Source organism: Micromonospora sp. NPDC023737 (assembly GCF_040639715.1).
Taxonomy (GTDB): domain Bacteria; phylum Actinomycetota; class Actinomycetes; order Mycobacteriales; family Micromonosporaceae; genus Micromonospora.
Genome location: NZ_JBFAAL010000001.1, coordinates 673,602 through 686,196, shown reverse-complemented (window position 1 = coordinate 686,196; position 12,595 = coordinate 673,602). Strand labels below are relative to the sequence as shown.

10 protein-coding genes are annotated in these 12,595 nt (G+C 72.4%); 6 read left to right on the top strand and 4 right to left on the bottom strand.

Features of this window, described 5'->3' with window-relative positions; all coding sequences use genetic code 11:
- Nucleotides 1-55: 55 nt before the first annotated feature.
- From AB0F98_RS03025 to AB0F98_RS03010, 4 genes are all read right to left on the bottom strand, one after another.
- Entirely contained in the window at nt 56-1,123 is a 1,068-nt protein-coding gene (locus tag AB0F98_RS03025) for an NADH:flavin oxidoreductase/NADH oxidase (protein WP_357727737.1), read from the bottom strand.
- Between the two features lie 106 nt (nt 1,124-1,229).
- A complete protein-coding gene (locus AB0F98_RS03020; RefSeq protein ID WP_357729040.1) occupies nt 1,230-2,525 on the bottom strand; it encodes a dicarboxylate/amino acid:cation symporter in 1,296 nt (431 codons plus the stop codon).
- Between the two features lie 204 nt (nt 2,526-2,729).
- A complete protein-coding gene (locus AB0F98_RS03015) occupies nt 2,730-3,431 on the bottom strand; it encodes a DUF998 domain-containing protein (protein ID WP_357727734.1) in 702 nt (233 codons plus the stop codon).
- The gene (locus AB0F98_RS03010; RefSeq protein WP_357727731.1) at nt 3,424-4,389 is read right to left on the bottom strand and encodes a glutathione S-transferase C-terminal domain-containing protein; all 966 of its coding nucleotides are present in this window, start codon (nt 4,387-4,389) and stop codon (nt 3,424-3,426) included. Before AB0F98_RS03010 ends, AB0F98_RS03015 begins: the two co-directional genes overlap by 8 nt.
- A 120-nt stretch (nt 4,390-4,509) precedes the next feature.
- On the opposite strand from AB0F98_RS03010, the gene pcaF reads away from it, so the two are divergent.
- The 6 genes from pcaF (at nt 4,510) to AB0F98_RS02980 (ending at nt 12,592) form a co-directional block, all read left to right on the top strand.
- Entirely contained in the window at nt 4,510-5,715 is a 1,206-nt protein-coding gene (gene pcaF, locus AB0F98_RS03005) for a 3-oxoadipyl-CoA thiolase (protein ID WP_357727728.1), read from the top strand.
- 105 nt (nt 5,716-5,820) lie between these two features.
- Nucleotides 5,821-6,630, top strand: coding sequence for an SAM-dependent methyltransferase (locus AB0F98_RS03000; protein ID WP_357727725.1), 810 nt, complete (start codon nt 5,821-5,823; stop codon nt 6,628-6,630).
- A 5-nt stretch (nt 6,631-6,635) separates the two neighbouring features.
- Entirely contained in the window at nt 6,636-8,801 is a 2,166-nt protein-coding gene (locus AB0F98_RS02995) for an EAL domain-containing protein (RefSeq protein WP_357727723.1), read from the top strand.
- A gap of 184 nt (nt 8,802-8,985) precedes the next feature.
- Nucleotides 8,986-9,486: a DUF456 domain-containing protein gene (locus tag AB0F98_RS02990; protein ID WP_357727720.1), complete on the top strand. Its 501-nt coding sequence runs from the start codon at nt 8,986-8,988 to the stop codon at nt 9,484-9,486.
- 307 nt (nt 9,487-9,793) lie between these two features.
- Entirely contained in the window at nt 9,794-11,155 is a 1,362-nt protein-coding gene (locus tag AB0F98_RS02985; RefSeq protein WP_357727717.1) for a glutamine synthetase family protein, read from the top strand.
- Nucleotides 11,156-11,236: 81 nt separating this feature from the next.
- Entirely contained in the window at nt 11,237-12,592 is a 1,356-nt protein-coding gene (locus AB0F98_RS02980) for an aldehyde dehydrogenase family protein (RefSeq protein ID WP_357727714.1), read from the top strand.
- Nucleotides 12,593-12,595: the final 3 nt, after the last annotated feature.

The following is a 12,595-nucleotide window of genomic DNA, read 5'->3' as shown; positions in this document are numbered from 1 at the left end:
TCACGAGGTCGGCGGGACCGGACAGGACGCCCCGCCGACCTCGTGATCGACAGTGTCAGGTGGCGCGGAGGTACTGGTTCGGCCAGGTGGCGGCGACGCCCAGCTTGGCGGCGGCACGCAGCGGCCAGTACGGCTCGCGCAGCAGCTCCCGGCCGAGCAGCACCAGATCGGCTTCGCCGTCGGCCACGATCTGCTCGGCGTGCTCCGGCTCGACGATCAGACCGACCGCACCGGTCGGTACGCCCGCCTCACGGCGGATCCGCGCGGCCGCCGGCACCTGGTAGCCCGGGCCGAGCGGGATCTGCTGGGCCGGGCTGACCCCACCGGAGGAGGTGTCGACCAGGTCCACTCCGGCGCCGGCCAGTTCGGCGGCCAGCGCCACGCTGTCGTCCACCGTCCAGCCGCCGGCCACCCAGTCGGTGCTGGAGATCCGGGTCAGCACCGGCACGTCCTCACCCACCACGGCGCGTACCGCCCGGGCGACCTCCAGGGTGAGTCGCATCCGTCCGGCCCGGTCACCGCCGTACTCGTCGGTGCGCTGGTTGGTGAGCGGTGAGAGGAACTCGTGCAGCAGGTAGCCGTGCGCCGCGTGGATCTCCACAGCGGCGAAGCCGGCGTCCACCGCCCGGGCGGCGCCGGCCGCGAACGCCTCGACGACGCCGGCGATGCCCGCCGTGTCCAGCTCGCTGGGCGTCCGGTAGTTCGGTGCGAACGGTGCGGTGCCCGGAGACACCGGCGTCCAGCCACCTTCGGCGTCCGGCACCCCGCCCCGCTCGGGGGCCCACGGCCGGTAGGTCGAGGCCTTGAACCCGGCGTGCGCGAGCTGCATCGCCGGTACCGCCCCGTGCGCGGTGAGGAAGGCCGTGATCGGACGCCACGCGTCCACGTGCGCACCGGACCAGATGCCGGTGTCCTGCGGACTGATCCGCCCCTCGGGCAGCACCGCGCTCGCCTCGCTGATCACCAGGCCCACCCCGCCGACGGCGCGAGCGCCCAGGTGCACCAGGTGCCAGTCGGTGGGCAGGCCGTCCGGGCCGGCCGTGTACTGGCACATCGGCGCCATCGCGATGCGGTTCGGCAGGGTCACCGCGCGCAGGGTCAGCGGCGAGAAGAGGGTGCTCATCGCGTTCGTCCTCTCGGAGATGCGAAGGAGGGCCTCGGATGCGAGGCCCTCCTTCGGATTCACGGTTGCGGGTCCGTCACCGCCTCCGGCGACGTACGGCACCTGATCATGCCGGTACCGGGGTCAACCCCTCCTTGCGGCTGCCCTCCACCGGCTCCGCGTCGATCAGCTCGCGGCGACCCGCCGCGTCGTACGCGGTCCGGTCGAGGGTGCCCTCGCGGGCCGCGACGACGGTCGGTACGAGCGCCTGACCGGCCACGTTGGTGGCGGTCCGCATCATGTCCAGGATCGGGTCGATGGCCAGCAGCAGGCCGGCGCCGGCCAGCGGCAGACCCAGCGTGCTGAGAGTCAGGGTGAGCATCACGATTGCGCCGGTCAGCCCGGCGGTGGCGGCCGAGCCGACCACCGAGACGAACGCGATCAGCAGGTAGTCGGTGACGCCGAGGTGCACGCCGAAGACCTGGGCCACGAAGATCGCGGCGAGCGCCGGGTAGATCGCGGCGCAGCCGTCCATCTTCGTGGTCGCGCCGAACGGCACGGCGAACGAGGCGTACTCGCGGGGCACGCCGAGCCGCTCCACGGCCTTCTGGGTCACCGGCATGGTGCCCACCGACGAACGGGAGACGAAGGCCAGCTGGATGGCGGGCCAGGCGCCGGCGTAGAAGCGCAGCGGGTTGAGGCGACCGGCACCCACCAGCAGCAGCGGGTAGACCACCACCAGCACGATCGCGCAGCCGACGTAGACCGCCGTGGTGAACTTGGCGAGCGGGGCGAGCAGGTCCCAGCCGTAGGAGGCGATGGCGTTGCCGATCAGACCGAGGGTGCCGATCGGGGCGAGCCGGATCACCCACCAGAGCGCCTTCTGGACGATCTCCAGCAGGGAGCGGTTGAGCGCCACGAACGGCTCGGCCTTCTCGCCGACCAGCAGGGCGGCGGCGCCGACGACGATCGCCAGGAAGACGATCTGGAGGACTTTGCCCTCGACGAACGCGCCGACCGGGTTCGTCGGCACGATCCCGGTGAGGAAGTCCGTCCAGGAGCCGGTGTTCTTCGGCTCGGTGGCCCCGGCGATGTCCAGCGTGACACCCCGGCCCGGGTTGGTGAGCAGGCCGAGGCCGATGCCGACACCCACCGCGATCAGGGCGGTGATGCCGAACCAGAGCAGCGTCTTCAGCGCCAGCCGCGCGGCGTTGGCCACCCCGCGGAGGCTGACCACGCTGACGACGATCGCGGTGAAGACCAGGGGCGGTACGGCCAGCTTCAGCAGCTGGACGAAGAGGCTGCCGACGGTGTGCAGGGTGCTGGTCAGCCAGCTCAGGTCGTTGGAGCGGGCCAGGAAGCCGAGCGCCACGCCGAGGACGAGGCCGAGCAGGATCTGTACGGAGAAGGGAATCTTGCGCAGGCCGATAGGCATAAGGATGTGTCCAAGGGTCTGGTGAGGTCGGTCAGGGCAGCGTCAGGAGACAGGCTGCCCTGGACAGACGCCGCTGGCCTGCAGTCGGAGATCGACGTACAGGCGCACGGTCAGGCACCAGATGTTGGTCATCGTTGGAGGACGGTACGCGGAAAGTGCCGGCGTCGGAAGAGCCGGTGACCGTGACGATCCTTACAAAGGCGGTAGTCGATGGCCGGTACCTCTCGACGTGGGTGAACTCGCCGCGCGGGTCGGCTCCGCGTGGTGCCCGAGCCCGACCGTGATGGCCGCGGCGACCCCCCAGAGCACCGCGATCGCGAGCACCACCCGCTCCAGCACGCCCACCAGCGTGCTGCGACCGACCAGCAGCATCGCCAGACCGATCGCCGCGCAGAGCGGCAGCGCCAGCGTCGCCGCGATGGCGGAGAGTCGCCGCAGCCGTTCGCCGGCCGCGCGGCAGAGCGTGACCGCGACCATCGCGAGGACGACCGTGGCGGTGGCCGCGATGCTCGCTCCGCCGTGCACCAGGTCGGCCACGGTGGCGCGCTCGAACGGCGGTAACGGGCAGCCCGCGCTGCACGTCACGGCACCGGAGAGCGCCGTGCTCGCGCTGCCGGCGCCGAGCAGAGCGGCGGCCACCCGCAGTTGCGGCGGCAGCGCCACGGCGAGCAGCAGCAACCCGGCGGCCAGGGCGAACACCCCGATCCGGTACATCGGGGCATGACCACTGCCGGCGATGCCGGCCTCGCTCACGTACCCGGCGAAACCCGGGCCGGGACCGGCCAGCACGGCGGTGGTGACCGCGCCCGCCCCGACGAGCGTGCAACCGGCGGCCGCCGCCGCGGCGGCGGCGCGGCGAGTGATCGGCGGCCCGGGCCGGTCCGGCTCAGCCACGTCCGTGCGGCGTGGTCCAGCCGGAGGTGTCCGGGCCGACCGGGACGATCCCGGTGGGGTTGATCTCACGGTGGGTGGCGTAGTAGTGACGTTTGATGTGGTCGAAGTCCACCGTCTCGCCGAACCCGGGCGTGGCGAACAGGTCCCGGGCGTACGCCCAGAGCACCGGCATCTCGGTGAGCTTCTGCCGATTGCACTTGAAGTGCCCGTGGTAGGCCACGTCGAAGCGGACCAGCGTGGTGAAGAGGCGGACGTCGGCCTCGGTGATCGCGTCGCCCATCAGGTAGCGCTGCCCGGTCAGCCGCTCCGACAGCACGTCCAGCCGGGCGAAGAGCGCCTCGTACGCCTCGTCGTACGCCTGCTGGGAGGTGGCGAAGCCGCACCGGTAGACGCCGTTGTTCACATCCCGGTGGATCTCCGCCATCAGCGCGTCCAGCTGCGGCCGTAGCTCTACCGGGTAGAGGTCGGGTGCGTCCGGGGCGTGGAAGCGCCGCCACTCCGTGGAGAGATCGAGGGTGAGCTGCGGGTAGTCGTTGGTGACCACCCGCTGGGTGACGGTGTCGATCAGCGCGGGCACGGTCACCCGACCGGAGTAGTCCGGGTCGGTGGCGAGGTACGCCTCCGAGAGGAAACCGATGCCGAGCACCGGGTCGAACCCGTCCGGGTCGAGGGCGAACCGCCAGCCCCGCTCATCGCGGATGGGGTCGACGGTGCCCAACGAGATGACGTCCTCCAGACCGAGCAGGCTCCGGACGATCCGGGCCCGGTGCGCCCATGGGCAGGCGCGGCACCAGATCAGCCGGTAGCGGCCGGCCTCCAGGGGCCACCGTCCCTGCTCGTCGGGCCCGCCGCCGGGTGGGGACGTCGAGTGCGGGGTGACCCGGTCGGTGAACCGGTTGGCCTGGCGGACGAACTCGCCGCTCGCACCGACTTCCGCGTTGAACTGGGCCCGGGCCATGCCGTCAACCTATCCCTTCCCGCCGCCGATATCCTGGCTGCCGGGGCGTTCCCCCGTGACCCGGTGGGCGCTCGATCCCCGCCCCGAGGACCTGCCTCTTCCACCCCCGGAGGACTCCCGATGACCGTGGCATACCTGGTGGCCGGTGTTCGCACCCCGATCGGCCGCTACGGCGGCATCCTGGCCGGCGTACGACCGGACGATCTGGCCGCCCACGTGATCCGCGAACTGGTCGACCGCCACCGGACGGTGGACTGGGAGCGGGTGGACGACGTGATCCTCGGCTGCGCCAACCAGGCGGGCGAGGACAACCGCAACGTCGCCCGGATGGCCGCGCTGCTCGGCGGGCTGCCCGAGCAGGTGCCGGGCAGCACCGTGAACCGGCTCTGCGGCTCCGGCCTGGACGCACTCGCCACCGCCACCCGGGCCATCGTGGCCGGCGAGGCGGAACTGATCGTGGCCGGCGGGGTGGAGAGCATGAGCCGGGCGCCGTTCGTCATGCCGAAGGCCGGCACGGCGTACTCGCGGGCGGCGGAGATCTACGACACGACGATCGGCTGGCGGCTGGTCAACCCGCTGATGAAGAAGCAGTGGGGCATCGACTCGATGCCGGAGACGGCGGAGAACGTGGCCGCCGAGTTCGGCGTCGACCGGGCGGCGCAGGACGAGTTCGCCCTCCGCTCGCAACAGCGCGCGGCGAAGGCGCAGGCCGACGGCCGGCTCGCCGAGGAGATCGTTCCGGTCACCGTGCCGGCCGGCAAGCGTGAGACGAAGCAGGTGGACACCGACGAGCACCCGCGGGAGACGTCACTGGAGAAGCTCGCCGCGCTGCCCACGCCGTTCCGCGAGGGCGGCACGGTCACCGCCGGCAACTCCTCCGGCGTCAACGACGGCGCGGTCGCCCTGCTGGTCGCGTCCGAGGCCGCGGTCGGCAGGTACGGCCTGACCCCGCTGGCCCGGGTCACCGGCGCCGCAGCGGCGGGCGTGCCGCCCCGGATCATGGGCGTCGGGCCGGTGCCGGCAACCCGCAAGCTGCTGGACCGCCTCGGACTCGGACTCGGCGACGTCGACGTGATCGAGCTGAACGAGGCGTTCGCCGCGCAGTCCGTGGCCGTGCTGCGCGAACTCGGCCTGCCCGAGGACGCCGAACACGTCAACCCCAACGGTGGCGCCATCGCGCTCGGCCACCCCCTCGGCGCGAGCGGCGCCCGGTTGGCGCTCACCGCCGCGCTCGAGCTGCGCCGGCGTGGTGGGCGGCGGGCGCTGGCCACCATGTGCATCGGGGTCGGACAAGGCATCTCCCTGATGATGGAGTCCGCGGCCTAGAGTGTTCTTCACCACACCCTCCGCGGGTCGGTGGGCCGCGGGGTGCCGGCACATCCCGACGCCGAGGCCGACCCGCTCCACGGCGAAGAACTGGGGAGCGCGCAGATGCCGGAAGCAATCCCGACCGAGATCGACCTGACCCGGCCGAGCGCCGCCCGGGTGTACGACTACTTCCTGGGCGGCGCGCACAACTTCGAGATCGACCGGCGGCTCGCCGAGCAGATCGCGGCCATGACGCCACACCTGCCGGCCACCATGCGGGCGGGCCGGGAGTTCCTGCGCCGGGCCGTACGGGTCCTGCTGGACGCGGGCATCGACCAGTTCCTCGACATCGGCTCCGGCATCCCCACCGTGGGCAACGTGCACGAGGTGGCCCAGGAGGCCGATCCGAAGGCACGGGTGGTCTACGTGGACATCGACCCGGTGGCGGTCGCGCACAGCCGGGAGCTGCTCGCCGGCAACGAACTGACCACCGTGCTCCACGCGGACCTGCGGGAACCGGAGCGGATCCTCACCGAGGCCCGCGGCCTGCTCGACCTCGGCCGCCCGGTCGGCATCCTGCTCGGCGGAGTGGTGCACTTCATCCCGGACGCGGACCATCCCGCCGAGCTGCTCGCCACCCTGCGGGCCGCCGCCGCACCCGGCAGCCACCTGGTCATCTCCCACTCGACCTTCGAGGACCAGCCGCAGGAGATGCTCGACGCGCAGCGGTTGTCGGCGCGTACCGACACCGAGATCACTCTGCGGTCCCGGGCCGAGATCACCGGTTTCTTCGGCGACTGGACCCTGCTCGAACCGGGTGTGGTGCACATGCCGCTCTGGCGCCCCGACTCACCGTCCGACCCGGACGATCGCCCTGAGCGGTTCGGCGCGTTCTGCGGGGTGGCCCGCAACGACCGGCCGGTCGTCGGCTGACCGTCATGGCCGGCGTCCCGCACCCCTCCGGGGACGACGTCAGCCGGGCCGGCGCGCAGGAGTACGCCGCCGAATGGGCTCGCGCCGTGCGCCGCTTCGGTTTCGTGCCGCTCAGCGCGGCCGAGACCGAGCGGCTGCTGCTCGTGCACACCGTACGACTCGCGCAGGCGCTGCGCGCCGAGCCCTTCTCCGACCAGGCGGCCGAGGACGTCGGACGGGCGATGGTCGAGGCGCATCTGGCCGAGCCGCGGATGCTGGAGTGGTCGGTGCGCGCCCTCGGTGAGAACCTCGCCGCGCGGGTGGTTCCGAGCCGGGCGGCGACAGCGGAGACGGGGGAGCGGGTCGCGGGGCTGCAGGGCGCGCTCGCGGCCGGCTTCGCCCGTGCGCTGCGCGACCGTACGTTCCTGCAGCAGGAGCGGATCGCCCGCTCGGCCTGGCAGGCGCGTGACCAGGTGGAACGGGCGTTGCGGGACAGTGAGGCGCGGTTCCGGGCGGTCTTCACCGGCGCGGCGATCGGGATCGGCATCGCCGACGTCGACGGCCGCATCCTCGACGTGAACCAGTCGTTCGCCGACATGCTCGGCTACTCGGTCGACGAACTGCGCCAGGTCGACGTGGCCTCGCTGTTCCACGCCGACGACGCCGCCGGGATGTGGGAGCTGTACCAGGGGCTGGTCGAGGGCAAGCACGACTCGATCCGCGTCGAGAAGCGCTACCACCGCAAGGACGGCGGCAGCCTCTGGGCCGATCTGGCCGTCTCCCTGGTCCGGCAGGACGACGGCCGGCCGCGGTTCACCGTCGCGATGATCGAGGACATCACCGAGCGGTATGCCCTGCAACAGCGGCTGCGTTTCCAGGCCCTGCACGATCCGCTCACCGGGCTGCCCAACCGGACCCTCTTCTTTGAGACACTCGGCCGGCTTCTCGACAACGCCGGCCCGGACCAGCGGATCGGCGTCTGCTTCCTCGATCTCGACGGGTTCAAGGCGATCAACGACAGCCTCGGGCACGACCTGGGTGACAAGCTGCTCGTGGTGATCGCCCGCCGGCTCGCCGACTGCGTCGCCGACCACGGACACCTCGTCGCCCGGATGGGCGGCGACGAATTCGTCATCCTCGTCGACGGTGGCGACGGGCTCAACGACGCGGTGGCCGTGGCGGACGCGGCGCTGGCCGCGGTCGCCACCCCGGTGCACATCGGCGACCAGCAGCTCACCGTCTCGGCCAGCGTCGGCATCGTCGAGTGCCCGGTCCATGAGACCAGTGCGTCGGAGCTGATGAAGGCCGCGGACACCACCCTCTACTGGGCCAAGGCCGAAGGGCGGGGCCGGTGGGCCGTCTACGACCCGGAACGCGGCGCCCGCGACATCGCCCGCTCCTCGCTGGCCGCCAAGCTGCCCGCCGCCCTGGACCGGGGCGAGTTCGTCCTCCGCTACCAGCCGATCGTGTCGCTGCTCGAAGGGCGGATGCTCGCCGTCGAGGCGTTGGTCCGCTGGCAGCACCCCGAACTCGGGTTGCTCGGCCCGGACCGGTTCATCGGGCTCGCCGAGGAGACCGGGTTGATCGTCCGGCTCGGCGAGTGGGTGCTTCGGCAGGCCTGCCACGACGCCGAACAGTGGCGGCGCCGGTTCCCGGACGCCCGCCTGGTGGTGAGCGTCAACCTGGCCGCCCGGCAGACCGACGACCCGGCGATCGTGGACACCGTCGCGGACGCGTTGGCCTCCAGCGGCCTGCCGGCCGAGTTGCTGCAGCTGGAACTGACCGAGAGCGCGGTGATGGGCACCGCCGGGGAGCCGCTGCGCGCGCTGCACCGGCTCGCGGCGTTGGGCGTACAGCTCGCCATCGACGATTTCGGCACCGGTTACTCGAACCTCGCGTACCTGCGCCGGCTGCCGATCCACTGCCTGAAACTGGCCGGCCCGTTCGTCGAGGGCATTCGGGGTGAGGACGCGGTGACGGTGGCCGACCATCGCGACGAGCGGATCGTGGACGCGTTGGTCCGGCTGGCGCACGCGCTGGAGCTGTGGGTGACCGCCGAAGCGGTGGAGACGGGTGTGCAGGCCGAGCGGCTCAGGGCGTTGCGCTGCGACACCGGTCAGGGACGACTCTTCGGTGTTCCGGTGCCGGCCGACCGGATCGCCGCCCGCCTGGCCGGCACGGAGGCGGCGTGAGCGGGCGGATCGTCCGGCACCGGGGACGCCGCCCCCGCCGACAGGCAGCGCCGGTCCGCGTGCGACGACCAGTTCGCGGGCGCCCGGTCGGCCCCGGAAGCCCGCGGAGCGCTGCCGGGCGGTCGGAGGTACCGGTGAGGATCGAAGCCGCACACCTCGCTGTCGCCTACGAAGGGTGGCTCCGATGAGCCTGACGGACTCCGGTACCGCCGTCTCGGTCATCGCGGCCCTGTTGATCGTGGCCGGGCTGGCCGGCGTGATCGTGCCGGGCCTGCCGGCGCTGCCGCTCTGCTGGGGCGGGGTGCTGGTCTGGGCGATCTTCGGTGGCGCGGGTGCCGGCCGGTGGCTGGTGCTCGCCGCCGCGACGCTGGTCGCGACCGGTGGCACGGTGGTCAAGTACGCCTGGCCGGGGCGCAATCTGAAACGCAGCGGCGTGCCCACCTCGTCGCTGCTCGCCGGAGGGCTGCTCGGCCTGGTCGGCTTCTTCGTCATCCCGGTGGCCGGACTGGTGCTCGGCTTCGTCGGTGGGGTGTGGGCGGCGGAGCGGCTGAGGCTCGGTGACTCGCGGCTCGCCTGGCCCGCCACGAAGCGCGCGGTCGCCGCAGCCGGCCTGTCGATGCTGCTGGAGTTCCTCGCCGGCCTGGTGATCGCCGCGCTCTGGCTGGCCGGGCTGTTCCTGGCATGACTCCGGGCGGGGCCTGCGGTCGTCGTCGACCACGCCGGCCGGCAACGCCTCAGGGGTGCCCGGGACGGCGGCGGCACGGGGCGTGTGTCGCGCACGGCGGATCGCCGTACGGGTGAGAGAGAGGTGACCGCCCCGCGCCGCCGCGCTGCCGGACGGTCCGAGCGTCCGGCGGTGGCCCGTCGCGATCGGGCCTGGTCACGGCTTCAAGGATGCGCCGCCGGTGGGTCTGCGGCAACCACAATTCGCCCGACGTAGGCATTGACGGTCGTCGGGTTTGCCAGTAGACCTTGGGGATGGAGCCCCGCCGATGAGAGCGCCGCTGACGCTGGAGCAGCTCCGCGTCGCGGTGGCCGAGCGCGAGATCGACACAGTGGTGCTGGCGCTGGTGGACATGCAGGGCCGGTTGCAGGGCAAGAGATTCCACGCCCCCTACTTCCTCGACCATGTGGTCGCGCACGGCAGTGAGGGTTGCAACTACCTGCTCGCCGTGGACGTGGAGATGAACACCGTCGACGGGTACGCCATGTCGAGCTGGGAGCGGGGCTACGGCGACTTCGCGATGAAGCCCGACCTGACGACGCTACGGCGGGTGCCCTGGCAGCCGGGGACGGCTCTGGTCCTGGCCGACCTGGCGTGGCTGGACGGCTCCGGCCCGGTGGTCGCCTCACCCCGGCAGATCCTCCGTCACCAGCTCGATCGGCTGGCCCGGCACGGGCTGACCGCGTACGCCGGCACCGAGCTGGAGTTCGTGCTCTACCGCGACTCGTACGAGGATGCCTGGCGGCGTGGCTACCGGGAGCTGACGCCCGCCAACCAGTACAACGTGGACTACTCGCTGCTCGGCACGGCCCGGGTCGAGCCGCTGCTACGGCGCATCCGCACCGAGATGGCCGGCGCGGGGCTGACGCCGGAGAGCGCGAAGGGCGAGTGCAACCTCGGCCAACACGAGATCGCCTTCCGCTACGACGAGGCGGTCGCCTGCGCCGACCACCATGTCGTCTACAAGAACGGCGCGAAGGAGATCGCCGCCCAGGAGGGCATGGCGATCACCTTCATGGCCAAGCCGAACGCCCGGGAGGGCAACTCCTGCCACATCCACTTCTCGCTGCGTGACGGCGACGGCAATCCGGCGCTGCTCGGTGACGGGCCGGCACGGCTGAGCGTGACCGGTCGACGGGTGCTCGCCGGGCTGCTCGCCACGATGCGCGAGTTCAGCCTCTTCTTCGCCCCGAACGTCAACTCGTACAAGCGCTACCAGCCCGGTTCGTTCGCACCGACCGCGCTGCGCTGGGGCACCGACAACCGCACCTGCGCGCTGCGCCTCGTCGGGCACGGCCCGGATCTGCGGGTGGAGAACCGGGTGCCCGGCGCGGACGTGAACCCGTACCTCGCGATCGCCGCGCTGGCCGCCGGAGCGGTCCACGGGATCGAGCAGGAGTTGGAGCTCGGCGAGGAGTGCACCGGCAACGCGTACGCCGACCCGTCCGTCGAGCGGGTGCCGGGCACGCTGCGTGACGCGCTCACCCTCTGGGAGCCCTCCGCGCCGGCCGCGGAGGCCTTCGGCGCCGAGGTGGTCGCCCACTACGCCAACCACGCCCGGGTCGAGCTCGCCGCCTTCGACGCCGCGGTCACCGACTGGGAGTTGTTCCGTGGCTTCGAACGGCTCTGACCCGCCCACTCGGCCCGTCCGGCGTGGCCGTGCGGGCGTCCTCACCCGTGGCACCCGGTCGACGGCGCTGGGACGGTGGGCGTGACGACGCTGGTGAACCCGGCCACCGGGGAGCAGATCGGCGAGGTCGCGGCCACCGCACCGGAGGAGGTCGACGCGGCCGTCGCGCGGGCCGCGGCGGCGTACGAGCGGTGGCGGTGGACGGCGCCGGGGGAGCGGGCGCGGCTGCTGCGCCGGTTCGCGGCCGTCGTCGACGCGCACCTGGCGGAGCTGGCGCAGCTGGAGGTACGCAACAGCGGGCACACGATCGGCAACGCCCGCTGGGAGGCCGGCAACGTCCGGGACGTGCTCGACTACTACGCCGGTGCTCCCGAGCGGCTCACCGGCCGGCAGGTACCGGTGCCCGGCGGGCTGGACGTCACCTTCCACGAGCCGCTCGGCGTGGTCGGGGTGATCGTGCCGTGGAACTTCCCGATGCCGATCGCCGCCTGGGGCTTCGCACCGGCGCTCGCAGCCGGCAACACCGTGGTGCTGAAACCGGCCGAGCTGACCCCGCTCACCGCGCTGCGTCTGGCCGAGCTGGGTCGCGAGGCGGGCCTGCCCGCGGACGTGCTCACCGTGCTTCCCGGCGAGGGCGCGATGGTGGGGGAGCGCCTCGTCACCCACCCGGCGGTACGCAAGATCTGCTTCACCGGCTCCACCGCCGTCGGCACCCGGATCATGGCGGGCTGCGCGGCGCAGGTGAAGCGGCTGACGCTGGAGTTGGGTGGGAAGTCCGCGAACGTGGTCTTCGCCGACGCCGACCTGTCGAAGGCAGCGGCCGCCGCGCCGTACGCGGTCTTCGACAACGCCGGCCAGGACTGCTGCGCCCGTTCCCGGCTGCTCGTTCAGCGCTCGGTGTACGACCGCTTCCTGGAACTGCTCGAACCGGCGGTGCGCGCGTTCCGGGTGGAGGACCCGGCCCGGGAGACGGCCGAGATGGGCCCGCTGATCTCGGCAGACCAGCGGGAGCGGGTGGCCGGCTACGTCGACGGAGCGACCGTCGCCTTCACCGGTGTCCGCCCGGACGGGCCCGGCTTCTGGTACGCCCCGACGGTGCTGCTCGCCGACTCGCCGGCGGACCGGCACTGGCGGGAGGAGATCTTCGGTCCGGTCGTGTCGGTGCTGCCGTTCGAGGACGAGGCGGACGCGATCCGTCTCGCCAACGACACCGACCACGGACTGTCCGGCTCGATCTGGACACGCGACGTCGGCAGGGCGCTCCGGATGGCCCGAGCCGTCGAGTCCGGGAACCTGAGCGTCAATTCGCACTCCTCGGTGCGCTACTGGACTCCCTTCGGCGGGATGAAGCGCTCCGGCCTCGGCCGCGAGTTGGGCCCCGACGCGCTGCACGCATTCACCGATGTGAAGAACGTCTTCATCGCGACGGAGGAGTGAACA

Bases quoted from the DNA above. Each gene is read 5' to 3' on its own strand.
- AB0F98_RS03025 (WP_357727737.1), bottom strand. From the start codon at position 1,123: ATGAGCACCCTCTTCTCGCCGCTGACCCTGCGCGCGGTGACCCTGCCG.
- AB0F98_RS03010 (WP_357727731.1), bottom strand. From the start codon at position 4,389: ATGGCCCGGGCCCAGTTCAACGCGGAAGTCGGTGCGAGCGGCGAGTTC.
- pcaF (WP_357727728.1), top strand. From the start codon at position 4,510: ATGACCGTGGCATACCTGGTGGCCGGTGTTCGCACCCCGATCGGCCGC.
- AB0F98_RS03000 (WP_357727725.1), top strand. From the start codon at position 5,821: ATGCCGGAAGCAATCCCGACCGAGATCGACCTGACCCGGCCGAGCGCC.
- AB0F98_RS02995 (WP_357727723.1), top strand. From the start codon at position 6,636: ATGGCCGGCGTCCCGCACCCCTCCGGGGACGACGTCAGCCGGGCCGGC.
- AB0F98_RS02990 (WP_357727720.1), top strand. From the start codon at position 8,986: ATGAGCCTGACGGACTCCGGTACCGCCGTCTCGGTCATCGCGGCCCTG.
- AB0F98_RS02985 (WP_357727717.1), top strand. From the start codon at position 9,794: ATGAGAGCGCCGCTGACGCTGGAGCAGCTCCGCGTCGCGGTGGCCGAG.